The organism is Flavobacterium sp. LC2016-13 (assembly GCF_009707955.1).
In the GTDB taxonomy this organism is placed as follows: domain Bacteria; phylum Bacteroidota; class Bacteroidia; order Flavobacteriales; family Flavobacteriaceae; genus Flavobacterium.
Genome location: NZ_WMDQ01000006.1, coordinates 176,061 through 198,221, shown reverse-complemented (window position 1 = coordinate 198,221; position 22,161 = coordinate 176,061). Strand labels below are relative to the sequence as shown.

At 32.4% G+C, this 22,161-nt stretch carries 23 protein-coding genes; 7 read left to right on the top strand and 16 right to left on the bottom strand.

All coding sequences use genetic code 11. The features are described 5' to 3' along the window. Positions 1-44 precede the first annotated feature (44 nt). From GKZ86_RS14265 to gcvP, 6 genes are all read right to left on the bottom strand, one after another. Complete coding sequence (locus tag GKZ86_RS14265; RefSeq protein WP_154783753.1) at positions 45-809, bottom strand: ABC transporter ATP-binding protein; 765 nt, start codon at positions 807-809, stop codon at positions 45-47. Beyond that, entirely contained in the window at positions 806-1,555 is a 750-nt protein-coding gene (locus tag GKZ86_RS14260; RefSeq protein WP_042565824.1) for an ABC transporter permease, read from the bottom strand. Before GKZ86_RS14260 ends, GKZ86_RS14265 begins: the two co-directional genes overlap by 4 nt. An 81-nt stretch (positions 1,556-1,636) precedes the next feature. Beyond that, positions 1,637-2,485: a glycosyltransferase family 2 protein gene (locus GKZ86_RS14255; RefSeq protein ID WP_154783752.1), complete on the bottom strand. Its 849-nt coding sequence runs from the start codon at positions 2,483-2,485 to the stop codon at positions 1,637-1,639. Between the two features lie 88 nt (positions 2,486-2,573). Continuing rightward, positions 2,574-3,101: a methyltransferase gene (locus tag GKZ86_RS14250; protein ID WP_154783751.1), complete on the bottom strand. Its 528-nt coding sequence runs from the start codon at positions 3,099-3,101 to the stop codon at positions 2,574-2,576. Between the two features lie 166 nt (positions 3,102-3,267). Continuing rightward, positions 3,268-4,326 (bottom strand): 3-oxoacyl-ACP synthase III family protein, encoded by a 1,059-nt coding sequence (locus GKZ86_RS14245; RefSeq protein WP_154783750.1) that lies wholly within the window; start codon positions 4,324-4,326, stop codon positions 3,268-3,270. A 355-nt stretch (positions 4,327-4,681) separates the two neighbouring features. After that, positions 4,682-7,531, bottom strand: a complete 2,850-nt coding sequence (gene gcvP / locus GKZ86_RS14240; RefSeq protein WP_154783749.1) for an aminomethyl-transferring glycine dehydrogenase — start codon at positions 7,529-7,531, stop codon at positions 4,682-4,684. Between the two features lie 217 nt (positions 7,532-7,748). On the opposite strand from gcvP, the gene GKZ86_RS14235 reads away from it, so the two are divergent. Further along, entirely contained in the window at positions 7,749-8,555 is an 807-nt protein-coding gene (locus tag GKZ86_RS14235) for a hypothetical protein (RefSeq protein WP_154783748.1), read from the top strand. A gap of 448 nt (positions 8,556-9,003) precedes the next feature. On the opposite strand, the gene GKZ86_RS14230 is transcribed toward GKZ86_RS14235, so the two are convergent. The 8 genes from GKZ86_RS14230 to GKZ86_RS14195 all read right to left on the bottom strand — a co-directional run bounded on the left by GKZ86_RS14230 (position 9,004) and on the right by GKZ86_RS14195 (position 13,337). After that, positions 9,004-9,477 (bottom strand): SRPBCC family protein, encoded by a 474-nt coding sequence (locus tag GKZ86_RS14230; protein WP_154783747.1) that lies wholly within the window; start codon positions 9,475-9,477, stop codon positions 9,004-9,006. Then, complete coding sequence (locus GKZ86_RS14225; protein WP_154783746.1) at positions 9,474-9,866, bottom strand: hypothetical protein; 393 nt, start codon at positions 9,864-9,866, stop codon at positions 9,474-9,476. The genes GKZ86_RS14230 and GKZ86_RS14225 overlap by 4 nt, the downstream gene beginning before the upstream one ends. Further along, positions 9,863-10,774 (bottom strand): TIGR01777 family oxidoreductase, encoded by a 912-nt coding sequence (locus GKZ86_RS14220; protein WP_154783745.1) that lies wholly within the window; start codon positions 10,772-10,774, stop codon positions 9,863-9,865. The genes GKZ86_RS14225 and GKZ86_RS14220 overlap by 4 nt, the downstream gene beginning before the upstream one ends. Before the next feature lie 49 nt (positions 10,775-10,823). Further along, positions 10,824-11,606, bottom strand: a complete 783-nt coding sequence (locus GKZ86_RS14215; protein ID WP_154783744.1) for a fatty acid desaturase — start codon at positions 11,604-11,606, stop codon at positions 10,824-10,826. 67 nt (positions 11,607-11,673) lie between these two features. Next, positions 11,674-12,060, bottom strand: a complete 387-nt coding sequence (locus GKZ86_RS14210; RefSeq protein WP_154783743.1) for a hypothetical protein — start codon at positions 12,058-12,060, stop codon at positions 11,674-11,676. A gap of 19 nt (positions 12,061-12,079) precedes the next feature. Continuing rightward, positions 12,080-12,427, bottom strand: coding sequence for a hypothetical protein (locus GKZ86_RS14205; RefSeq protein WP_154783742.1), 348 nt, complete (start codon positions 12,425-12,427; stop codon positions 12,080-12,082). 2 nt (positions 12,428-12,429) lie between these two features. After that, positions 12,430-12,762, bottom strand: a complete 333-nt coding sequence (locus tag GKZ86_RS14200) for a hypothetical protein (protein ID WP_154783741.1) — start codon at positions 12,760-12,762, stop codon at positions 12,430-12,432. Positions 12,763-12,830: 68 nt separating this feature from the next. Beyond that, positions 12,831-13,337: a GbsR/MarR family transcriptional regulator gene (locus tag GKZ86_RS14195; RefSeq protein WP_154783740.1), complete on the bottom strand. Its 507-nt coding sequence runs from the start codon at positions 13,335-13,337 to the stop codon at positions 12,831-12,833. Between the two features lie 165 nt (positions 13,338-13,502). Between GKZ86_RS14195 and GKZ86_RS14190 the strand changes: the two genes are divergently transcribed. The 6 genes from GKZ86_RS14190 to GKZ86_RS14165 all read left to right on the top strand — a co-directional run bounded on the left by GKZ86_RS14190 (position 13,503) and on the right by GKZ86_RS14165 (position 19,044). After that, positions 13,503-13,751, top strand: a complete 249-nt coding sequence (locus GKZ86_RS14190; protein WP_154783739.1) for a type II toxin-antitoxin system HicA family toxin — start codon at positions 13,503-13,505, stop codon at positions 13,749-13,751. Continuing rightward, positions 13,748-14,104, top strand: a complete 357-nt coding sequence (locus GKZ86_RS14185; RefSeq protein ID WP_154783738.1) for a type II toxin-antitoxin system HicB family antitoxin — start codon at positions 13,748-13,750, stop codon at positions 14,102-14,104. The genes GKZ86_RS14190 and GKZ86_RS14185 overlap by 4 nt, the downstream gene beginning before the upstream one ends. 376 nt (positions 14,105-14,480) lie before the next feature. Then, entirely contained in the window at positions 14,481-14,894 is a 414-nt protein-coding gene (locus GKZ86_RS14180) for a DUF1842 domain-containing protein (protein ID WP_154783737.1), read from the top strand. A 176-nt stretch (positions 14,895-15,070) separates the two neighbouring features. Continuing rightward, a complete protein-coding gene (locus GKZ86_RS14175) occupies positions 15,071-15,547 on the top strand; it encodes a hypothetical protein (protein ID WP_154783736.1) in 477 nt (158 codons plus the stop codon). Between the two features lie 11 nt (positions 15,548-15,558). Then, positions 15,559-17,169 carry a tyrosinase family protein gene (locus tag GKZ86_RS14170; RefSeq protein WP_154783735.1) on the top strand — a complete coding sequence of 537 codons (1,611 nt, stop codon included), beginning with the start codon at positions 15,559-15,561 and terminating at the stop codon, positions 17,167-17,169. 60 nt (positions 17,170-17,229) lie between these two features. Then, positions 17,230-19,044 (top strand): hypothetical protein, encoded by a 1,815-nt coding sequence (locus GKZ86_RS14165; RefSeq protein WP_154783734.1) that lies wholly within the window; start codon positions 17,230-17,232, stop codon positions 19,042-19,044. A gap of 64 nt (positions 19,045-19,108) precedes the next feature. Here GKZ86_RS14165 and GKZ86_RS14160 read toward each other — a convergent pair whose 3' ends face one another. Beyond that, positions 19,109-19,768, bottom strand: a complete 660-nt coding sequence (locus GKZ86_RS14160) for a vancomycin high temperature exclusion protein (protein WP_194632535.1) — start codon at positions 19,766-19,768, stop codon at positions 19,109-19,111. A 143-nt stretch (positions 19,769-19,911) separates the two neighbouring features. Beyond that, on the bottom strand, positions 19,912-21,939 hold the full coding sequence (locus GKZ86_RS14155; RefSeq protein ID WP_154783733.1) for a M3 family metallopeptidase: 2,028 nt from the start codon (positions 21,937-21,939) through the stop codon (positions 19,912-19,914). Between the last annotated feature and the right edge of the window lie 222 nt (positions 21,940-22,161).

Here is a 22,161-nt window from a genome sequence, read left to right as displayed (position 1 = left end):
TAAAATTGGAATTTGGAGTTTTTTATTTTGAAATTTAAAGAAGTTTAACCTTCTCTCAAATAAGCTTCTCTTACTTTTTTAAACAAGTTTGAAGAGTACACAAATTTGACAATATCTTTGTTGTCTGTTCTAAAGATTTCTTCTTTAGTTCCCTGCCACGCTTTTAATCCTTTTTTTAAGAATACGATATTCTCGCCAATTTCCATTACCGAGTTCATATCGTGCGTATTAATCACAGTTGTAATATTATATTCTTTAGTAATTTCCTGAATCAGATTGTCAATCAAAGTCGAAGTGTTCGGGTCTAAACCTGAATTGGGCTCATCGCAAAACAAATACTTTGGATTATTTACAATCGCGCGGGCAATCGCCACACGTTTTTGCATACCTCCCGAAATCTCTGAAGGTAATTTTTTGTGAGCATCAACTAAATTAACTCTTTCTAAAACGAAATCAACACGCTCTTTAATTTTAGCTTTGTTGTCATTCGTAAACATTCTTAAAGGAAAAGCTACGTTTTCGGCTACAGTCATTGAATCAAATAAAGCACTTCCTTGAAAAACCATTCCAATTTCAGTTCTTAATTCTCTTTTTTCATCTGGGTCTAAATCAGCATAAACACGTCCGTCAAACTCAATCGTTCCTGCATCAGGCGTATGAATCCCTAGTAAACTTTTTAATAAAACTGTTTTTCCGGATCCACTTTGTCCAATGATCAGGTTGGTTTTTCCAGTTTCAAAAACTGTCGAAACCCCTTTCAGAACTCTACTATCTCCAAATGATTTTTCTAAATTTTTTACTTCTATCATGATCCTAGTAACAATTGTGTTAGTATATAATTAAAAAGAATGATACAAACCGATGTCCAAACAAATGAAACAGTACTGGCTTTACCAACTTCAAGAGCTCCACCTTTCATATAATAACCATGAAAAGATGGGATTGTTGCCAATAACATTGCAAAAATTAAAGTTTTGATGAAGGCATAAACAATATGAAACGGAATAAATTCCATTTGAGCTCCGTCAATAAAAGCGGCACTTGTTGTAAATCCTCCATAAACACCTGCAAGCCATCCTCCAAAAATTCCTAGAAACATACTGATACCAATAACAAAAGGATATAATAGTAAAGCGATTATTTTAGGAAACACTAAGTAGTTTAATGAGTTTACACCCATAACTTCTAAAGCGTCGATTTGCTCTGTAACACGCATTGTACCAATACTTGAAGTGATAAATGATCCCATTTTTCCGGCCATAATCACCGAAATAAATGTTGGGGCAAATTCTAAAATCACGGATTGACGTGTAGCGAAACCAATTAAATATTTTGGAATTAATGGATTTGTTAAGTTTAAAGCGGTCTGAATGGCAACAACTCCTCCTACGAAGAAAGAGATAAAACAAACGATACCAAGTGAATCGATTATTAGGTCATCAATTTCTTTAAAAATTAAATTTCTCATAACAGACCATTTTGTCTGTTTATTAAAAATTTCTTTTAGCATTAAAAAATATCTTCCTATCTGAGATAAGTAACGAATTAGCATCATAAGTTTTACAAATATTGGCTAAGGTAAAAAGAAGTTACGAGTTTTGGGCAATGAGTTCAGGTAATTCGGTTGTTTTACTAATCAAATTAACTTTTGTTTCATTTTTTGTAAACGGTAATTTCTAATAAATTTAGCTTGTTCGGGGGTAACTAATAAAGGAGTTTTAGCTTTTTTAGCTTTCAAAAACCCTCTGATATAATCAAAAAAGAGAAAAGGTTTTTTCTTCATCATCGACAATTTAGCCGATGCAATTGCTGTAATCCAGAAACCGTATCCTAAAGTAAAAAAGGCTTCACCTTGTTTATAACGTGCCGTTTTGTTGTAATTGGCACCTGTTGGTTTTAGATGTTTTACATGTAAAGATTCATCGGTAACGATTTTCCAATCGTAATATTTACAAAGTAATTCATCTACGGTGTCCCAACCCATTGCAGGTTTTAGGCCTCCAATTTGCTGAAAAGTTGCTTTTCGATACGCTTTTAAAGCGCCGCGTATGTGATCTTTATCGGTTAGGTTTTCTAAAACCCAATCGCCATTTTTTTCGATGTAGCAAAATCCTCCGGCCATTCCAATTCTTGAATCAGATTCGAAATGTTTGATTATAGTTTCGAAATAATTTGGAGGAAAAATTAAATCTCCATCTATTTTTACAATAATATCATAATCAGAATCGAGCGTTTCAAAGCCTTTTTGAAAAGCCTGAATTACTTTGCTTCCCGGCATATGAATCGCATCTGAAGTTTTGTTTATAACAGAAATAAACGGATTTTCCTTTGCAAAACCCAGTACAATTTCTTCTGTTTTATCTGTAGAATTATCATTTACAACAACAACTTTTGAAGGTAAAACAGTTTGAGAAACTAAAGATTCTAAAGTTAAACCAATTAAATCTTGTTCATTGTGAGCAGGAATGACGATGTAATACTTCATTTAAAAAATTTTAGATTTCAGATTTCAGATTTTAGATTGTGTGAAAGTCATCTAAAAATCAAAAATCAAAAATCGTTAATCGAAAATCTTAGATCTTGATTTTTTCAGCCACAACAATATAATATCGCGGTGTGAAATATCTTAAAAGTGGTCTAAAACCAAACTTTTTTACCGGATGTGTAAATTTTTGACGGTCGATTATTTTCCAGCCTGTTTTTTCTAAAAGCCAGTCTAATTGCCAGTCTTCAAATTCATGATAATGTCTGTCCCACATATCTGTTTTAGAACGATATGCTGGTGAAAACCATAAACGTAACGGAATTGAAATTAACAATTTATCACATTTTACGTTTTCTAAAATGGTGTACGGATTTAATAAGTGTTCGAAAATTTCAAATGCTGTGAAAACGGTATATTGTTCTGTTTGTAGCGCCGTTTGATCGTTGTCTAAATCTTCACCTTTTGTGTTTTTTACGGTATACCCATTTTCTTCCATTATTTTTGAGAATGGATTTGGCACACCAAAATCAAAGATAGTTTCTGATTTGCTAACGTGCTTTTGTAAAAACTCTAAAGTAAGTTTGAATCTTTTATTTGGAAACGTTTTTTCGTACATAGTCATTGCGAGGAACGAAACAAGCTATCGTTCTTGATTTTAATTAGGTCGCAAATATACTAAAAAGTCCGCATTCTAAAATGCGGACTTTTTTAAGTTTTAAGTATTTAGTCTCAGTTTACAGTCACAGTGTTCATCAGCTGAAAACTGTGACTGCGACTGAAAACTAATATCGGTATACAAATGCATTAACATTCATTCCTGCCCCAACTGAAGCAAAAATGATAACATCGCCTTTGTTAATTTCGTGGTTTTCGATTTTTCCTTGTAGAATTAAATCGTATAAAGTTGGAACTGTTGCAACACTGCTGTTTCCTAAATCATGAATACTCATTGGCATAATGTCTTTAGGGGCACTTTTATCGTATAATTTATAAAAACGCTCAACAATTGCTTCGTCCATTTTTTCATTGGCCTGGTGAATCAGGATTTTTTTAACTTCATCAATTCCAATTCCGCTTTTGTCCAAACAATTTTTCATTGCTAAAGGAACCTGACTTAATGCAAACTCGTAAATTTTACGACCGTACATTTTAATGTATTTAATATCCGGATCTAAATCTGGATTATATGATTTTCCGAAGTAAAGATAATTAGCTTCGTCTGTTGCATAAGTAGCACTTTCATAGGATAATAAACCTGCTTCATCTTCTGAAGCTTCTAAGATTGATGCTCCCGCGCCATCAGAATAAATCATAGAATCGCGATCGTGATCGTCTACAACTCTTGATAAAGTTTCAGCTCCAATAACTAAAACTCTTTTTGCCATTCCGGATTTGATAAATGCGTTGGCTTGCAAAACGCCTTCAATCCATCCCGGGCATCCAAAAAGAATGTCATAAGCGACACATTTAGGATTTTTGATATTCAATTTATTTTTAACACGTGTTGCCAGACTTGGTAAAATATCAGTTTGATTTGTTCCTGATTTTACATCTCCAAAGTTGTGGGCAAAAATAATATAGTCTAAAGTTTCGCTGTCAATTCCGGCATTTGCGATTGCTTTTTCAGCAGCAAAAAAGGCTAAATCAGAAGCTGTGTGTTGAGTTTCAGCATAACGACGATTTTCAATTCCGGTGATACCCTTGAATTTCTTAATAACAACTTCATTCGGATAGCCAAAAGGAGTTCCGTCTTCATTCAAAAAAACATGTTTGTCGAAGTCAGTGTTCTTAACTTCTTTATTAGGAATGTAACTTCCTATACCTATTATTTTTATTTTCATTATTCCTCGATTATCCAATAAATTTAGGGCTAAATTATAAATAAAAATATGATAACTATCATAAAAAATACTATGCATGCATATAATTATGAAATAATAATTTTTTGAAGGATATATTGTTTATTTTTTAATGAATTTTGAATTTTACCGAGATTTCAAACGTTTGAGGTTAAGTTAAGATTATCTTTTTTTTATGGAGAGATTAATAAAATTTTAAAAAGTTTCAAGTTTCAAGTTTCAGTTTTAACTTAACCCGAAACTTGAAACCTGAAACAAAAAACAATTAAAATAGAAAACCCGACAGGTTTTAAAAACTTGTCGGGTTTGGATATTAATATGTTTAAACTAAAATTTCTTAGTTTTCCATGTAAGCTTCAATAGGAGCACAGCTGCAAACTAAATTTCTGTCACCATAAGCATCATCTACACGACGAACTGATGGCCAGAATTTATTGTCAGCAATGTATTCTAATGGATAAGCCGCTTTTTCTCTAGTATAAGGGAAATCCCAAGAATCTGTAGTTAACATTGCTAATGTATGAGGTGCATTTTTCAATACATTGTTTTTATCATCGGCAGTTGCAGTTTCGATCTCTTTTCTGATTGAGATAAGAGCATCACAGAAACGATCTAATTCTGCTAAATCTTCAGATTCAGTTGGTTCAATCATTAAAGTTCCTGCTACAGGGAAAGAAACCGTTGGAGCGTGGAAACCGTAATCCATCAAACGTTTTGCGATATCACCAACTTCAATTCCGTTTTCTTTAAATGAACGACAATCTAAAATCATTTCGTGAGCTGCTCTTCCACATTCTCCTGTATAAAGAATTGGATAGTGACCTTCGAAACGAGATTTCATATAGTTAGCATTCAAAATAGCATGTTCTGTAGCACTTTTTAATCCTTCAGCACCCATCATTGTGATGTAACCATAAGAAATTAAACATACCAAAGCAGATCCGTAAGGTGCGGATGAAATTGCTGTAATAGCTTGTTCACCACCTACTTTAAGGATTGGGTTTGTTGGTAAAAACGGAACTAATTTTTCGTTCACACAGATTGGTCCAACTCCAGGTCCGCCACCACCGTGAGGAATAGCGAATGTTTTGTGTAAGTTTAAGTGACAAACGTCAGCACCAATTGTAGCAGGATTTGTTAATCCAACTTGCGCGTTCATGTTTGCACCGTCCATATATACTAATCCACCATTATCGTGGATTAATTTTGTGATTTCAATAATTGAAGATTCGAAAACTCCGTGAGTAGAAGGATACGTTACCATCAAACAAGACAAATCATCTTTGTGTTCAATTGCTTTTTCTCTTAAATCTTCTACGTCAATATTTCCTTCCGGAGTAGTTTTAGTAACAATGATTTTCATTCCGGCCATCGCTGCAGAAGCAGGATTTGTTCCGTGAGCTGATGAAGGAATCAAACATACATTACGGTGACTTTCGTTTCTTGACAAATGGTAAGCACGAATCGCCATTAAACCAGCATATTCTCCCTGAGCTCCAGAGTTTGGTTGTAATGTTGTTCCGGCAAATCCGGTAATTACATTTAATTGTTGCTCTAATTTTTTAAGCATCGTGATGTAACCTTCAGCTTGTTCTACTGGTGCAAATGGGTGAATGCTGTTCCAGTTTGGCATTGATAAAGGCAACATTTCAGAAGCAGCGTTTAATTTCATCGTACAAGAACCTAATGAAATCATCGAATGATTCAACGATAAATCTTTACGTTCTAATTTTTTGATGTAACGCATGATCTGACTTTCTGAATGATGATTGTTGAAAACATCATGTGTTAAGAAAGATGAAGTTCTTTCTAATGAAGCAGGTAATTGACTAGCATCAGTTAATTCAGAAACCGTAACAGTTTCTTTTCCTAAAGCTTCAGCAAAAATGGCAATAATTTGGTTGATGTCGTTAATTGAAGTGGTTTCGTTTAATGAAATCGAAACAGAGTCAGCATCAGGATAAAAGAAGTTTACTTCGTTTTTCTCCGCTACAGCTTTTACTTTTTGTGCATCTGCTTTTACCAAAATAGTATCAAAGAAAGCTGTGTTAGTTTGAAAAACTCCTAGTTTATTTAAAGCTTCAGCAGTAGTAACCGCCGATGCGTGAACTTTGTTTGCAATATATTGTAACCCTTTTGGTCCGTGGTAAACCGCATACATTCCGGCCATAACCGCTAATAAAACCTGAGCGGTACAAATATTTGAAGTTGCTTTTTCACGTTTAATGTGTTGCTCACGAGTTCCTAAAGCCATACGTAAAGCACGGTTTCCATTTACATCAATAGAAACTCCGATAATACGACCTGGCATAGATCTTTTGTATTCGTCTTTAGTTGCAAAAAATGCAGCGTGAGGTCCACCGTAACCCATTGGTACACCAAAACGTTGTGAAGTCCCAACCACTACTGCAGCTCCCATTTCTCCCGGAGAAGTTAAAGCAGCAAGTGATAAAATATCAGCAGCAAAGGCAACTTTGATTTCGTTTTCTTTTGCTTTAGCGACAAAAGCGCTGTAATCATTTACCTGACCGTATTTTCCTGGGTATTGTAAAATAGCTCCAAAAAACTCATTTGAAAAATCAAATGTTTCGTGATTTCCAACAACTAATTCAATTCCAATAGGAGTCGAACGTGTTTGAAGTACAGATAAAGTTTGTGGTAAGATTTCTTCAGAAACGAAGAATTTGTGTGTATTGTTTTTCTTTTGATCTCTTGTACGAACATCAAATAATAAAGCCATTGCTTCGGCAGCAGCAGTTCCTTCATCAAGTAAAGAAGCATTTGCAATTTCCATTCCCGTTAATTCGATAACTGTAGTCTGAAAATTTAAAATAGCTTCAAGACGACCTTGTGCAATTTCTGCCTGGTAAGGCGTGTAAGCTGTATACCATCCCGGGTTTTCGAAGATATTTCTTTGAATTGGAGCCGGAACGATAGTTGGATGATAACCCAAACCAATATACGATTTGAATACTTTATTTTTCTTTCCTAATTCCTGAATATGATTTGCGAATTCGTACTCTGTCATTGCAGGATCTAAATTCAAAGGCGCTTTTAAACGAATATCGTCTGGAAGGGTTTCATAAACAAGTTGTTCAATAGATTCAACACCAATTGTTTGTAACATGTGTTGAAGATCTGTTTCTCTTGGGCCAATGTGTCTTAAAGCAAAAGCATCTGTTCTCATTTGTAGCTATCTATTTTTTAAAGTAATGTAATTAGCAAAGTGTAATCTTCAATTAATCAAGTCTACACAGGGTTTATTACATTTTATAGTAAATGTGTTGTTTTTTTGTGGCGCAAAATTAAGTATTATTAATAATTTAATGGGTATTTTTAACTTCAATTTTTATGAAATTTATAACTAAAGAGTTGATTTGTTACCAATTGATTAGATTTGAGGCATGAAACTTCTAAAACAAATATTAGATTTTTATTTAAACAGCAGTATTCACGTGGCTTTATCGTGTTATGCTTTGGTTCGGATTACTTTTCATTTCTTTCATATTCAGTATGATGAGTCAATGGCTTTGTTTGTTTTTTTCGGAACAATTGTAGGATATAATTTTGTAAAATATGATGCTTTGGTTCGGGTGAAAAGAAAACCAGTTGGCATTCAATTAAAAATTATTGCTGTTTTGAGTTTCATTTCGGTAATTTTAGTTGGTTATTATTTTTTCCATCTCAAAAGAATTACGCAGATTGTATCAGTTGTAATTTTTGCGATAACGGCGCTTTATACTTTACCGTTTTTCCCAAACAGAAAAAATGCCCGAAACTGGGCAGGAGTAAAAATCTACATTGTAGCACTTTGTTGGGTAGGAGCAACGTTAGTTTTACCTTATATAAATGCCGAAATCCCGTTTACAGGTAACTTTTTCATAAAATGTATTCAGCGTTTTGTTTTGGTATTTGTGTTGATTTTGGTTTTTGAAATTTTGGACTTGGCCAATGACGATCCGCATTTGCAAACTGTTCCACAAACGATAGGTGTAAAGCGTACTAAGATTTTAGGATTTTCACTTTTAGTTCCGTTTTGGGTTTTAGGAATTTTATCTTTTACACTTCATGATCTTATTATCAACCTGATAATGGTTGTGACTTTAATGTTGTTTATTTTGTTTGCCAACACAAACCGATCTAAATATTATACTTCTTTTTGTGTAGAAAGCGTTCCGATATTTTGGTGGCTAATGATTGTTTTTTTGTAATACTTTTACTTTTAAATGTTATATTTGAAAAATAAATAAAAATAACATGGATAAAGAAATTACTTTTCTTGGGTTTAAATTTACAGCGCTACAGTTTACATTATTTTTTTTCGGATGGATGATTTTTCTGGGTTTTATTTGGCCTCTAATTATAGGATCTTACCTTTTTATGTCCATTTTTGTTTGTGGTTTTTCTGTTATTTTTGTAGATCTTTTTAATAGATTGCTTGTTGGAATATTTTCTGTAGAAGAATCACGTGTACGCGTTTATCAGAATTTCATGTTGGTTGTAACGGCCGTTTTTGCCACTTTAATTTACACGATCTGGATTCCAATGAATTTCTTTATTTATACAGCACATCTTGCAATTAATGTTTTTTCTGTCTTTTTAATGTTTCCGATGTTTTATAAAAAAGAAAGCAAAATACTCAGGCTAAAATTATTAATATTAAGGAAGAGTAAATCTTTTAAAGTCTGCTTCTGAGACTTCTTTCAAAACCTTATTTCTTTCCAAAAGAAACTGAGTCATATGTTTTTCTAAAAATAAAATATCAAAAAGTTCTCCGAATATTCCAAACGGAGTTTCATATTGCAATACATCTTTCATGATAGTTACGCCATTTTGTTCCTCAAAAATATGTTCATGTCTGAAAGATTTGAATTTTCCTTCTTCCATTTCATCTACAAAATAATCGTAGAGATTCATTACGGGAATTCGGGTTTTGTGTGTGAGATAAAAACCAAAATGTTTTCCGCGCCAGGTTACCGTTTCGTTTAGATTGATCAAACCTGATGTTACGCCGGCTATTGCTTTTTCTTTTGTAGGACTTGCAGATTGTTGGTGAATATCGATATTTCGTGATGCATCAAAAACGATTTGTTTCGGTGCTTTTATTTTAGTTGTTAAGTTTATTGTTGTCATGATTCTGTTTCATCTTTAAAATATTGTGTAAAAAATAATCCTGTTATAATTGATGAGATTGAATAAGATATGGCAAGGTCAAGCCATACAGTTCCATTTATAAGTGCTGTTGTTATAAAAACTCCAATCATTACAATTATAATTAGAGCTATTTTTTCATTAAGCATTTTTATCTTTTTGTGCTTAAAATGGGTAAGAAGAAGAATGTAAAAAACATAAGTTGGCAGGGAAAAGAGAAATCCGATGAAGATCATAAACGGATAGAGTTGAAAAAAATCAAAATAATTATTTGAACTCCAATTGGTGTCAAAGCCATTTATTACTGCAAAAATAATTGGTCCGCATAATAGTGTGAAAGTCCAATGTCTACCCGTAAAAGTCCAATTCATTTGTTTAATAAATTTTTAAAAGTGGCATCAATATCCCCAAACTTAAATTGAAACCCGTTTTCTAAAAGTCGTTTCGGAATCACATTTCTACTTTTTAAAACCAATTCAGGTTCTGTTCGAATAAAGAAAGATCCAATTTTTAGAAGAAAAGTATTCATCGGAATTCCGAAAGGGAAACCAACTGCCTTTCGAAGTTTTTGCATAAAATCAGCATTGCGAATTGGTTCAGGAGAAACCACATTTATAATTCCGGTAATTTCTTTTTGAATTATAAAATCAACTGCATTTGCAAAATCTTCTTCATGAATCCAGCTTATAAATTGATTTCCTTTTCCTTGTTTTCCTCCAAAACCAATTTTTGCCAAAGTTTTTAACGGAATAAAAGCACCCCCATTTTTGCCCAAAACAATTGAAGTTCGCAAAGCTGTTTTTAAGGTATTTGGGGTTTCGGTTTTAAAGAATGCTTTTTCCCAAGATAAAGCGACATTTATAGAAAAATCATTTCCAATTTCGCCGTCGATTTCATTCATTTGTTTGTTTAATGAAAATCTATAAATTGTTGAAGTTGATGAATTCAGCCAATGTTTTGGTGGATTTTGGCAATTCAAAACGGCTTCATTTAAAATCTTAGTGCTTTTGATTCGGGACCATAAAATTTCTTTTTTGTTTTCTTTTGTATAACGACAATCAACAGATTTTCCTGCGAGATTAATTAAAACGGTTGCATTTTCTAATTCATTTTCCCATCCGGAAAAAGTTCTGGCATTCCAGTTTACATATTTAATTCCGTCAATTGTTTTTGAATTTCCTCGGGTCAGAATTACAATTTCTTCAAATTTATCTTTGAAATGGTTGACTAAAACTTCTCCTAGAAAACCAGTTCCGGCGGCGATTATGAGTTTTTTCATTGGGTGTAGATTTTTTGCCACGAATTATTGGCAACCTATTATTTTACAATTAAAAAGTTTGTTTTTTTTCAATATTGGGAAACACATTATCAATTCTTTTTGCCAATTCCGGTAATTTAATTGTTGGAACAGCTGGAAATAAATGATGCTCTAAATGATAAAACATGCTGAATGTAATTTTATTTTTCCAGCCTTCTCGCTGTGTTCTGGCAAATTCCGGAGAATCTTCGGTATCATGATGCACAGTCCAAACAGCAAAGAAAGCCATTAAAAATTCAGCGAAGACCATTATAATAAAATGATAGATTAGAAAATGAATTTGAAAATAGAAAATTATAAAGGTTACAACTGTAATAGAAAAAAGTTCTAATATTACGTTTTTGATATAATTTCTATTTCCTTTCTGCAAAGTTACTTTGTGAATCAAGAACATGTGAATTGGCCCATAAAGAATAGCTCCGTACCAGGTCATTTTTGCTGATTTTCCTTCGTAATCTTCATCAGACAAACAATATTTATGATGTCTTATGTGATTGAATTTAACTGCATGAATTGAAACCATCAATAAAATACTATTTGAATAAAGAGTAAACCAGGTTAAAAATTTGTTTGTTCCCAATGAATTATGAAAACCATTATGTACTTGTCTTAATCCGGCCAGAAAGAAAAAAGCTGAAAAAGGAATCGCTGCTAAATAATAGCCAAAATAAGCAAGCGTCATAGAAATTAAAAACCACGGAATTGTCAAGTTGTTTTCAATTAGCATTTCTTTAAAGCTAAGCGTTTTCAAATCTTTCCATTGCACTTTTTTGAGTATTTCCTGATGTGTCATTTTTTATGATTTAAGGTTTTCTTTAAACCTAACAGGTTTTTAAAACCTGTTAGGTTTCGTTTATCAGTTATGCTTTAAAAACCAATCTTTCTTCTCTTTGAGCTTCTTTAGCTTTTCTTTTTCCTCTAAAGAAGAAATACAAGTTGAAGAACAACATTATACCAAGATAAATAGAAAATCCTCCAATTTTATAGCTTAGCCTTTCAATTAATTCCTGATAACTGTTATCGCTTAATTGCATTTGTAAAATCATTAAGGCGAAACCAATGTTTAACAAATAAAATCCGGTTTCAAAAAGTTTGTTGGTTGCCTCTGCAATATCTTCACGGCCTTTAAAAATGTCCAGCATAAATATTTTTCCGTTTTTGAAAAGTGTTTTAGAAACATAATAAGTAAGGAATAAAGCGATTGGTAAATAGATGCCGTAACCGATTAGGATTTTTGTAGTTTCCATGATATTTAAATTTAAAATGTTATTGAATTAATTTATGAATGTATTTGGTTAGAATAATAATGTTGAGATAATGCAATATTGATATAATGAATATGATGATGGCAGTTTTTATACCAATTGTTTCAATTAGCTGAGTAGACGAATTAATTTTTTTCCAGGAAATTAAAGTCATCGCACAATAACCAATGTTTAACAGATAATAACCTAAAAGTAAAACCTGATTAATTTTTTGACATATATCAGCATGATTCGGAATTAGTTCTGCGACGTAAATGTTTCCGTTTTTGTAACAGATTTTTCCAACCTTTAGAATAATGAAAATCGTAATTGCGAGGTAGATAAAATATCCTATTATGTTGAGATTCATAGCTATGGAATTTTGTGAATTATTAAAGTAAGATAGATTGCGAGTATTGGTGGCATTGCAAACCATGCATAAGATAATAGATCGTTATAATTTATCTCAAAACTAGTAAGCCATAAAATGAAAAATAATACAACTCCCGCCATATATTTTTGAAGATCTTTATTTTTTGGACTATCAACCAACATTTTTACTCCTATAGAAAATTGCAGAAAACCTGTAATTATAGTTGATAACAAACTAAAGATAAGTGCTCCTTCCTGAATGAACGGATATGTCAATAAAATTGCCAAAGGCAATGCTAGAGCGAATGTATTGGTGTTCTTTATAGTTTTCATACTTATTGATTATTTTAAACTTTCAGAAAAAAATGAAAGTTTTAATTAAATTTTTTTAATTTGAAGATTTACTTCATAATTTTTAAAACCAAACGGCCTAACCAGTTATCATTAAATTCAGTCATTTTATCTAACATATTATCTGCTTTTAAAACAAAATCATACAATTTAGAAGTTTGATCTACAAAGTGTTTTTCTTCTTCTGAAGATTCTTTTGCCTCAATAGTTGAAACTTCTTTTAAGATTTTAAGAGCAGGTTTAATTTCTCTTTTGCTTCTTTCTCTTGAAATTTTTACGGCTAATTCATCTAAATCTTTTTCGGCAGTAAAAAACTCTCTTCTTTCTCCTGCTTTGTATTCTTTATAAACAATTCCCCAATCCATTAAAGCTCTTAGATTCATGCTGGCGTTTCCGCGCGAAATCTGCAATTCATCCATAATGTCTTCCATCGAAACAGCATCGTTCGAGACCATTAATAAAGCATGGATTTGTGCCATGGTTTTATTAATTCCCCATTGAGAACCTAACGCTCCCCAGGTTTGTACAAACTTATTTTTTGCTTCTTTGAATTCCATGGATCAAATGTAAACAAAAGTTTTTAAACTTTCAAAAATAAATGAAAGTTTATTAAAATAAATAAATAAACGTAATCTAATTCTTATCTTTACATTTGTCTTAGTGATCATTTGCCTTGCAACTAAATTTTAGTTGCAAAGCAAATGAAATATTTATAAATTTGTATGAGTAAAATTGATAAGCTTGTTGAAAGATTGAAATCTAAACCCAAAGATTTTACATGGGATGAATTATTAAAAGTTCTCTATTATTTTGGATATATTCAAATTGAACAGGGAAAAACGGGAGGATCAAGAAGAAAATTTGTAAATGAAGATATGCATATTATAAGTTTGCATGAGCCTCATCCACAAAAAGTATTAAAATCGTATCAGTTAGATATTATAATTGAATGTTTAAAATTGGAAAAATGAAAAATTATTTAGAATATAAAGGATATATCGGTACAGTTGAGTTTTCGGCAGAAGATAAAATTTTCTTCGGAAAAATTCAGGGAATTAATGATGTAGTAACCTTTGAAGGAACTTCTGTAACAGAATTAGAGAAAGCATTTCAAGAAAGCATTCTGGATTATTTAGAAACATGCAAAGTTTTGAATAAAGCTCCTGATAAAGTTTTTAAAGGTTCGTTCAATGTAAGAGTTTCACAAGATCTCCATCAAAAAACGGCCCTTCTGGCTTCTAAAAAAGGATTGAACCTAAATGATGTTGTAAAAGAAGCTTTATCTTACATTATTAAACATGAAGAAGTTTTAAATATTCATTAATAATAGCCTTTACAGATTGTTTTTATATGAAATAAAGTGATTTAAATAATAATCAAAATACGTAAAACCACTAATAACTTACTATAAAGTTGTTAGTGGTTTTTTTATGCAAATTATTTTTTCTTATAAAATAATCTTATGTCTTTTTTTACCTCATTCACAACCAAGAATCTCCCCCTTATACCATTTTTTTATTTAAGTCTATGAATCTGATATAGTTTTGAAATAGAAAATGAAAGAAAATCAATATTATTTTTCAAATCTGTCATAAAATTTCAGGTTTGAAGAATGAACAAACAAGTGGAGCAGAACCCACTTAAAAAAACGAGGCGGATCCGAAAAGCCTTATGAGTAGGAAAACCCAAAAACAAAAGTTATGTCAGATTTATTAGTAGGTGCTTATTTAGCAAATGGCACTATCGGAAATGTTGGAACACCAGGTGCTCCAATCGCTAAATTTAGTTTAGTAGTTGTCCCATCACAACATACAGTGACAGGTACAGTAGTTATTACACAGGCTATAAACGGTCCTGATAGTCATATTGTTGTTCAAGTAAAAGGAAAAATATATTCAGCAGGATTAGGAAAATATACTCAGTTAGTTAGTTTACACGGACAATATGTTCAATCTTTTCCACCTCCTGCAATTGGTGCTTTTTTAGCTGATTTTGATGCTCATTTTGCTATCGATAATGCGTGGAACGGAATTGGAGGTTTTTCATACTACCAACATCATATCGAAAATGTACCAGTTGCATCAGTAAAAAATTTACAAGAGGAATTGGCATAAGAAGTAAAATTCTCCATAAACAATTCAAAGAGGAATAAAAATCTGCAATATTCCCTACTCAATAAAATTTTATATAAAAGATCGCCTGGTTTGGGCGATCTTTTTGTTACCGGTTAACTTGAAATAGTATAATTCATTTGAGTTAAAAAAGAATTTACCAAAAAAACAAAAACACTATGAATGATCTTATTCCACAAACTAAAAGTTGTTGCTGCGCTGCTAAAGAGCAGAAAACTAAAGAACAGAAACCAATTTCTAAAACCAGAAAAACCCTAAAAGCAATTCCATCAATGTTTTTGAGCGTTCTTATTGCTTTTTTTCCAAAATGCCCAGTTTGTTGGGCAGTTTATATGAGCATGTTTGGAAGTCTGGGTTTGGCACGTTTGCCTTATATGGGATGGTTATTACCTGTTTTGATGTTTTTTTTGGCGGTTCATTTATTCATGATCTATAAAAAGTCGGCCTCAAATAATTATTCAGCTTTCTTCTTGAGTTTAACAGGAGCAGTAATTATTCTTGTTGGCAGATTTTCGTTTCCTAACGAAAAATGGTTGCTTGTAACCGGTATGATTTTTATTATTTCAGGATCATTACTTATTCAGTTTCCATCTTTTCGAATTCATTTATTTACACCTAAACATACCAATATCTAAAACCTATAACTATGGCTACCCAAAACCTGAAAATTAGAAAATCTATATTAGAAATACAGAGAGAGTACGAGAACGGCAATAAAACCGAATTAGAAAATTTAATGCGTGCCTGGAAAGGAATTAAAGAACTTCCTGCAGAAGATTCTCATTCGTTTTTTAAATTAGGCGGTTTCCACGGAGAACCTTTTAGAGGTGCCGGATGGGGAAGTAATGCTTATTGGGGAGGTTATTGCAATCACGGAAATGTGTTGTTTCCAACCTGGCACCGTATTTACATTTTAAAAGTAGAAGAAGCATTGCAAAGCATTAAAGGTTGTGAGTCTGTTATGTTGCCTTATTGGGATGAAACAAATGAAGATTCGTTAGAAAAAGGAATTCCATCTTGCTTAACAGATGAATTTTTTGAATTGGATGGAGAAAAAATCGCAAACCCATTGCGTTCTTTTGTTTTTCCTAAAAACATTGTAGATAATGTACAAGGCGATAATAATCTTTACAATAAACCAAAAGGATATGAAACAGTTCGTTATCCATTATCAGGTTTAGTTGGTTCAGATGAAGATCGTGCTAAAACAGCAGAACACAATGCAAAATATCCGGACTATAATAAAAATGTAGAAATATTAAATGATAATGTTTTAAACTGGCTAAACTCTTTCATTATTGTTAAAGGTAAAAGAATCGAGACAAACGTTAATCAAAAGTTTAAAGACTGTTTGAATGCTCCCAATTTTACTGTTTTTTCGAACACAACTTCAGCAGCCGAATGGAATATAAATTTAGAAGAAGGCAGCCTGCCGGTTGTATCGCTCGAATCTCCACACAATAGTATTCACCTTGCAGTAGGCGGTTGCGATTTGCCAACGTATGATCGTTCGCCTATTCCCGATGCTAATGGAGACATGGGAGAAAATGACACAGCAGGATTAGATCCTATTTTTTATTTTCATCATTGTAACATAGATCGCGTATTTTGGCTTTGGCAGAAAAAACACGGATTTACAGATCATCTTGAAATTTTTCCTGAATATCCCGGAACTAATACAGTCGACAATCAAGGGCCAACTCCCGGAATGGCACCTAATTCATGGCTAGATTTAGAGACTCCGCTTAATCCTTTTAAGATAACCGAAAACGGAATTGAAAGAACTTATAATTCTTTAGACTGCATTAACATCGAAAAACAATTAGGAATTACTTATAGTATTGGTTCTCTTGATGAATTTTCTAAAAACCGACTTTTAAAAGTAGAGGAAGATGATGCAAAAGTGATTAAAGTTTCGAGAATTAATAAAGCGCCAATAAGAGGTTCTTTCCTGATTTCTGCATTTGCAACGATCGACGGAAAAAAACAGCATTTGGGTACAGAAGCTGTATTAAGCCGTTGGAGTTCTCAATATTGTTCAAATTGCCAAACACATCTCGAAGTAAAAGCATTTTTTAAACTACCTGTTTTAAAAGAAACATCAAAAAGTACCTTAAAAGCGTCTGTTAATAGTGTAGAAATAGAAATACACGGTAGAGACGGTTTGCTTTCGGGCAATAACAATACCAGAAAACTATTTTCATTATTTAAAAAGACTGAAAAACCAGCAGTCAATTTTCATGTTGAAGTAGTTTAATATTTTAAATCAAAAGAATAAAAAACAAAAGAAAAACAAACCCATTAACAACACAAAATCATGAAAAAAATAAACATAAGAACGATAGCTATGTTTGCTGCAGTTTTGATAATCCTTTTTTTAGGATGTAAAAAAAATGATATTCTGGCTAAAGCAGATTCAGAATATGAATATCTGCCGCAAGATGTAAAACAATCTTGTACAGTAACAGAAACTGATTTTAATTCCTGGTTTAAATCAGGAAAAGCAACTGAAAACGGACTAGTTGAACCCGCAAATAGTGTAACATTTCCTCATAATAACAACTGTGATTTTTATAAATGGTCTGAGCAAATGTTTTTATGGATTACTTCACCAGCTTCTGGCGGAGCATATAAAAGTGGAGGAACTGTAATGGAATCTCCTGTGTTTTATAATGTTTCGGCTGCAGATAAAAACGGAAATCGCGTATTGACACCTCATGCTCCTAATACTATAATGAGTGCGGTAGGTAATATTGTTCAAACAGGACCAAATAGACTTCCGATTATAGTTGACAAGGATGGAAGAACATTTGAAGTAGAATCTCAAAAAGAGCACGAAGCTGTTAAAAATGCTGAGAATAAATCAGTTGAGGTAGGAAGTATTGTCTCTAATGCCAATGGATTACATTCTTTTATCGATACAAAAGGTAAATTGATCTCAAGTCCTAAAGCAATCATTGACAGCAAAGTTCATCCTGAAAATATTCTGCAAGAATTTAAACAAGGAAATAAAGCTGTTTTTCTGGATTCAAAAGGACATATAGTTGATACTGAACAAGGTCAGGCAGGTTCTAGTGGAGCATTAGTTGCAGTAAATAAATCATTAGTTTATTATATAACAATGGTAAATGATGTTTATGCTTACTTTTTGACTGGTGTAAAAGATAAAAAATTAAACGGAAATCAATTTCCAACAACTGCAGCTGCGAGAGATAGTATTCTTGCTTATGCAAAAGCGAACGGTTTGGCAACACCACCAGATCCGGATGCTTTAGCAATGGAATTAAAAACATCATGGGTTGAAGCTAAAGATTTACCAAATGCAGACAGCTATATCACCATTAAAGCTAAAGTTCCCGTGTATGATAAATCAAATCCTAAGTTGTGGGTATTAACAAATAAATCAACGACAACAACATTGGCATTGGTTGGAGCGCATGTGGTAGGAAGTGTTGCCGGACACCCTGAAATGATTTGGGCAACTTTTGAACATCAAAAAAATTCACCAAATACGGCATATTCGTATAGAGATGTTAATGATAAAATAAAACAAGTAAAAGCAGATAGCGGTACAGATTGGCTTTTTAATGTTAATGCCGATGATACAACTAAAAATACGCAGAGAATGACCGTTAAAAATAATACGATCATTATAGATTCTTTACATCCGGAATTAATATATAAGCCAGATGTAAAAAGAATTATGGCCTGGGGAGTTGCCTCAGATACTATACCAAATGGAGAAGATAAAACACCTGCAGATTCTAATAGTGAAATAATTTCTATTAATAATGCAATACGTAAAATGTTAGTTGGCAACGACATCAGGAAAAATTATTTGCTAATAGGTGCAACCTGGACTTTTGGTGGCGCACAGCCAGATGGTTCATCTTACCCTTATGGAGGAACTCCGGGAGCAGCTATTGGAACCGGACGATTAGCAAATAGTACTATGGAAACCTTTTTTCAGTCGCAGAGCTCAAATGCAGTTCCAAGCAAAACAGATCATAAAGCAGTTACTTCTTGTTTTTATTGTCATGGTTATTCATTAACTCCGGGAGGATTGAGTCATGTATTCGATTCTATAGTAGCATTACCGACTAATAAGAGAAACTTATTGAAAATAAAATAAATTACTAATTCAAGAAAAAAAGCCAGTACTAATTGTTTTTAGTTACTGGCTTTTTAATTTGTCATTATCTTTTATCATCTTTAGAATAATTAGAAGCTCCGTTGATATCAATTGGATGTCCTAAAAAATGAGGTTCACGATTTCTTAAAACATCAAAAAAAGATTTAAAAATAGAAAGATATTCCCTAAAAGTCACATATTGGTATCCTCGATATTCTCCTGAATTTGCAGAATATCCAACCGATCTTATTCCCAGTTTTTGACCAATATAAATTGCACGGTTTAAATGATATTGCTGAGAAATTAAGGTCGCTTTTTTAATGTTGAAAATGTGTTTAGCGCGATACATTGTAGAATAAGTATCAAAGCCGGCATAATCAATAAATATTTTTGTCGTGTCAACCCCATGGTTGAAACAATATTTTTTCATTACCGTTAATTCATCATATTCATCACGACCATTATCTCCTGAAAGAAGAATTTTATTGATTCGGTTTGCTTTATATAATAAAATACCGGCATCAAGACGATCCTTTAAATATTTACTTGGCTGATCACCATTAATTCCAGCTCCAAAAATAATCCCGACATCATTTTTAGGAAATTTTTTCAACGAATTATAAATATGTGTTTTAGTTTTAGACTTTACATACCAATTTACAGAAACAACTGCAACCAATCCGATAATGACAAGGTAAACGAAGATTTTGAAATATTTTTTCACTTTATTTATTTTGTAAGATTAATATTTAAAAAACGGCGAAGATAGATGAAAATATATTTATCAACTTAATCAAATGTAAATAAAAACCGAAGTATTTCTACCCCGGTTTTTAAAATATATTATAATCTAACGATCTAAGAAGTCTAAACCAATCCCGCTCTTTTCAATAAAGCTTCAGGTTTAGGTTCCTGACCTCTAAAACGTTTATACAAAATCATAGGATGTTCTGTTCCTCCTTTTGAAAGTACATTCTCTTTAAATTTTGTTGCTACTTCAGTATTAAAAATTCCTTTTTCCTGAAAATATTCAAAAGCATCAGCATCAAGAACTTCTGCCCATTTATAACTATAATATCCAGAAGAATATCCACCTTGAAAAATATGAGAAAAAGCCGTACTCATTGCATTTTCCTTTACATCAGGATACAATTGCGTGTTCGCAAATTGTTCTGTTTCAAAAGCTTTTAAATCAGTAATATTAGTTGGATCTTGTCCGTGCCAGGCCATATCTAATAATCCAAAACTTAATTGGCGCAACGTTGCCAAACCTTCCTGAAAACTGGCACTTTCTTTAATCTTCTGAACATATTCAATCGGAATAATTTCTCCCGTTTCATAATGATTCGCGAACAAAGCCAAAGCTTCCGGTTCGTAACACCAGTTTTCCATAATCTGACTTGGTAATTCTACGAAATCCCAAAAAACAGAAGTTCCGGATAAACTCGGATACGTTGTATTCGCCAACATTCCGTGTAAACCGTGACCGAATTCGTGAAATAAAGTCGTAACTTCATTAAAAGTCAATAATGACGGTTTAGTTTCAGTAGGTTTTGTAAAATTACAAACGTTCGAAATGTGTGGTCTTTCGTTTACGCCGTCTTTTATAGATTGTGATTTAAATGAAGTCATCCAGGCACCGTTTCTTTTCCCTTTTCTTGGAAAGAAATCAGCATAGAAAATCGAAACCAAATTGTTTTCAGCATCGGTTACTTCATACGTTGTAACTTCTTCGTGGTATTTATCGATATCAAAAACTTCCGTAAAAGTTAATCCGTATAATTTTTTAGCAACGGTAAATGCTCCGTCTAAAACTTTTTCTAACTGAAAATAAGGTTTTAGTTTTTCATCATCTAAATTAAAAAGCTGTTGTTTTAATTTTTCAGAATAATAAGCGCCGTCCCATTTTTCCAGTTTTTCGATTCCATCTAATTCTTTTGCGAAAGCAGTTAATTCTGCAAATTCTTTTTGCGCTGCAGGTTTTGCTTTTGCCAATAAATCATTCAAAAAAGAAAAAACTTTCTCCGGGCTTTCAGCCATTCTTTCTTCCAGAACAAAATTTGCATGCGTTTTATAACCTAATAAATTAGCTCTTTCAAAACGTAATTTGGCAATTTTTAGAACATTTTCCTGATTGTCGAATTCGTTATTCTGAAATGCTTTTGCACCAAAAGCGATTGCCATTTTTTTACGCAATTCGCGATTATCCGCATAAGTCAAAAACGGAATATAACTAGGATGGTCTAAAGTAAAAATCCAGCCTTCTTTTTCCTGACTTTTTGCCAATAATCTTGCAGCCTCAATTGTACCTTCAGGCAATCCGGCTAAATCACTTTCATTCGTTAAATGCAATTCGAAAGCATTTGTTTCAGCCAAAACATTTTCACCAAACTGTAAACTCAATTTAGATAATTTTTTATCGATTTCTCTTAACTGATCTTTTTTGTCTTCAGGCAAATTAGCTCCGTTTCTCGAGAAGCTTTTATATTTTTTGTCTAAAAGTGTAGTTTGTTCTGCACTTAAATTCAGTTTTTCCTTTTGCTCATAAACGGTTTTTATTTTAGCAAATAAAGCAGCGTTTAAAGTAATGTCATTTCCAAATTCAGATAATAAAGGCGAAACTTCCTGAGCGATTTTTTGCATTTCGTCACTCGTTTCTGCCGAATTCAAATTGAAGAAGACACTTGAAAGACGATCTAAAATATCGCCCGAAAAATCCATTGCAACAACAGTATTTTCAAATGTTGGAGCTTCAGGATTATTTACAATAGCATCAATTTCGGCTTTAGCCAAAGCAATTCCTTCCTGAAAAGCAGGAACATAATCTTCGATTTTAATTTGCGAAAAAGGTGCTGTATTATGTTTAGTTATAAATTTTGAAAGTAAAACGTTCATTATGATGTAATATTTTTTATTAATTGAAGTCAATATTTTTGAATTCCAAAGATAGTAATTTATAAAAATGTAATCATCTAAACAAAATCGATTCTCGGCATAAAATCCTCTTAAATTGTGTTATAGATATGTTATTTATTTCTGTAGACATTTTTAAAAGCGTAAATTGAAAAAATAAGATTAGAACTATAAATTGCTAATCAAAAATTGTAAAAACAGAAA

What these genes read in the sequence shown, in the direction of transcription:
- GKZ86_RS14265 (WP_154783753.1), bottom strand. Translation starts at nt 809, where the DNA reads ATGATAGAAGTAAAAAATTTAGAAAAATCATTTGGAGATAGTAGAGTT.
- GKZ86_RS14260 (WP_042565824.1), bottom strand. Translation starts at nt 1,555, where the DNA reads ATGATGCTAATTCGTTACTTATCTCAGATAGGAAGATATTTTTTAATG.
- GKZ86_RS14255 (WP_154783752.1), bottom strand. Translation starts at nt 2,485, where the DNA reads ATGAAGTATTACATCGTCATTCCTGCTCACAATGAACAAGATTTAATT.
- GKZ86_RS14250 (WP_154783751.1), bottom strand. Translation starts at nt 3,101, where the DNA reads ATGTACGAAAAAACGTTTCCAAATAAAAGATTCAAACTTACTTTAGAG.
- GKZ86_RS14245 (WP_154783750.1), bottom strand. Translation starts at nt 4,326, where the DNA reads ATGAAAATAAAAATAATAGGTATAGGAAGTTACATTCCTAATAAAGAA.
- gcvP (WP_154783749.1), bottom strand. Translation starts at nt 7,531, where the DNA reads ATGAGAACAGATGCTTTTGCTTTAAGACACATTGGCCCAAGAGAAACA.
- GKZ86_RS14235 (WP_154783748.1), top strand. Translation starts at nt 7,749, where the DNA reads ATGAAACTTCTAAAACAAATATTAGATTTTTATTTAAACAGCAGTATT.
- GKZ86_RS14230 (WP_154783747.1), bottom strand. Translation starts at nt 9,477, where the DNA reads ATGACAACAATAAACTTAACAACTAAAATAAAAGCACCGAAACAAATC.
- GKZ86_RS14225 (WP_154783746.1), bottom strand. Translation starts at nt 9,866, where the DNA reads ATGAATTGGACTTTTACGGGTAGACATTGGACTTTCACACTATTATGC.
- GKZ86_RS14220 (WP_154783745.1), bottom strand. Translation starts at nt 10,774, where the DNA reads ATGAAAAAACTCATAATCGCCGCCGGAACTGGTTTTCTAGGAGAAGTT.
- GKZ86_RS14215 (WP_154783744.1), bottom strand. Translation starts at nt 11,606, where the DNA reads ATGACACATCAGGAAATACTCAAAAAAGTGCAATGGAAAGATTTGAAA.
- GKZ86_RS14210 (WP_154783743.1), bottom strand. Translation starts at nt 12,060, where the DNA reads ATGGAAACTACAAAAATCCTAATCGGTTACGGCATCTATTTACCAATC.
- GKZ86_RS14205 (WP_154783742.1), bottom strand. Translation starts at nt 12,427, where the DNA reads ATGAATCTCAACATAATAGGATATTTTATCTACCTCGCAATTACGATT.
- GKZ86_RS14200 (WP_154783741.1), bottom strand. Translation starts at nt 12,762, where the DNA reads ATGAAAACTATAAAGAACACCAATACATTCGCTCTAGCATTGCCTTTG.
- GKZ86_RS14195 (WP_154783740.1), bottom strand. Translation starts at nt 13,337, where the DNA reads ATGGAATTCAAAGAAGCAAAAAATAAGTTTGTACAAACCTGGGGAGCG.
- GKZ86_RS14190 (WP_154783739.1), top strand. Translation starts at nt 13,503, where the DNA reads ATGAGTAAAATTGATAAGCTTGTTGAAAGATTGAAATCTAAACCCAAA.
- GKZ86_RS14185 (WP_154783738.1), top strand. Translation starts at nt 13,748, where the DNA reads ATGAAAAATTATTTAGAATATAAAGGATATATCGGTACAGTTGAGTTT.
- GKZ86_RS14180 (WP_154783737.1), top strand. Translation starts at nt 14,481, where the DNA reads ATGTCAGATTTATTAGTAGGTGCTTATTTAGCAAATGGCACTATCGGA.
- GKZ86_RS14175 (WP_154783736.1), top strand. Translation starts at nt 15,071, where the DNA reads ATGAATGATCTTATTCCACAAACTAAAAGTTGTTGCTGCGCTGCTAAA.
- GKZ86_RS14170 (WP_154783735.1), top strand. Translation starts at nt 15,559, where the DNA reads ATGGCTACCCAAAACCTGAAAATTAGAAAATCTATATTAGAAATACAG.
- GKZ86_RS14165 (WP_154783734.1), top strand. Translation starts at nt 17,230, where the DNA reads ATGAAAAAAATAAACATAAGAACGATAGCTATGTTTGCTGCAGTTTTG.
- GKZ86_RS14155 (WP_154783733.1), bottom strand. Translation starts at nt 21,939, where the DNA reads ATGAACGTTTTACTTTCAAAATTTATAACTAAACATAATACAGCACCT.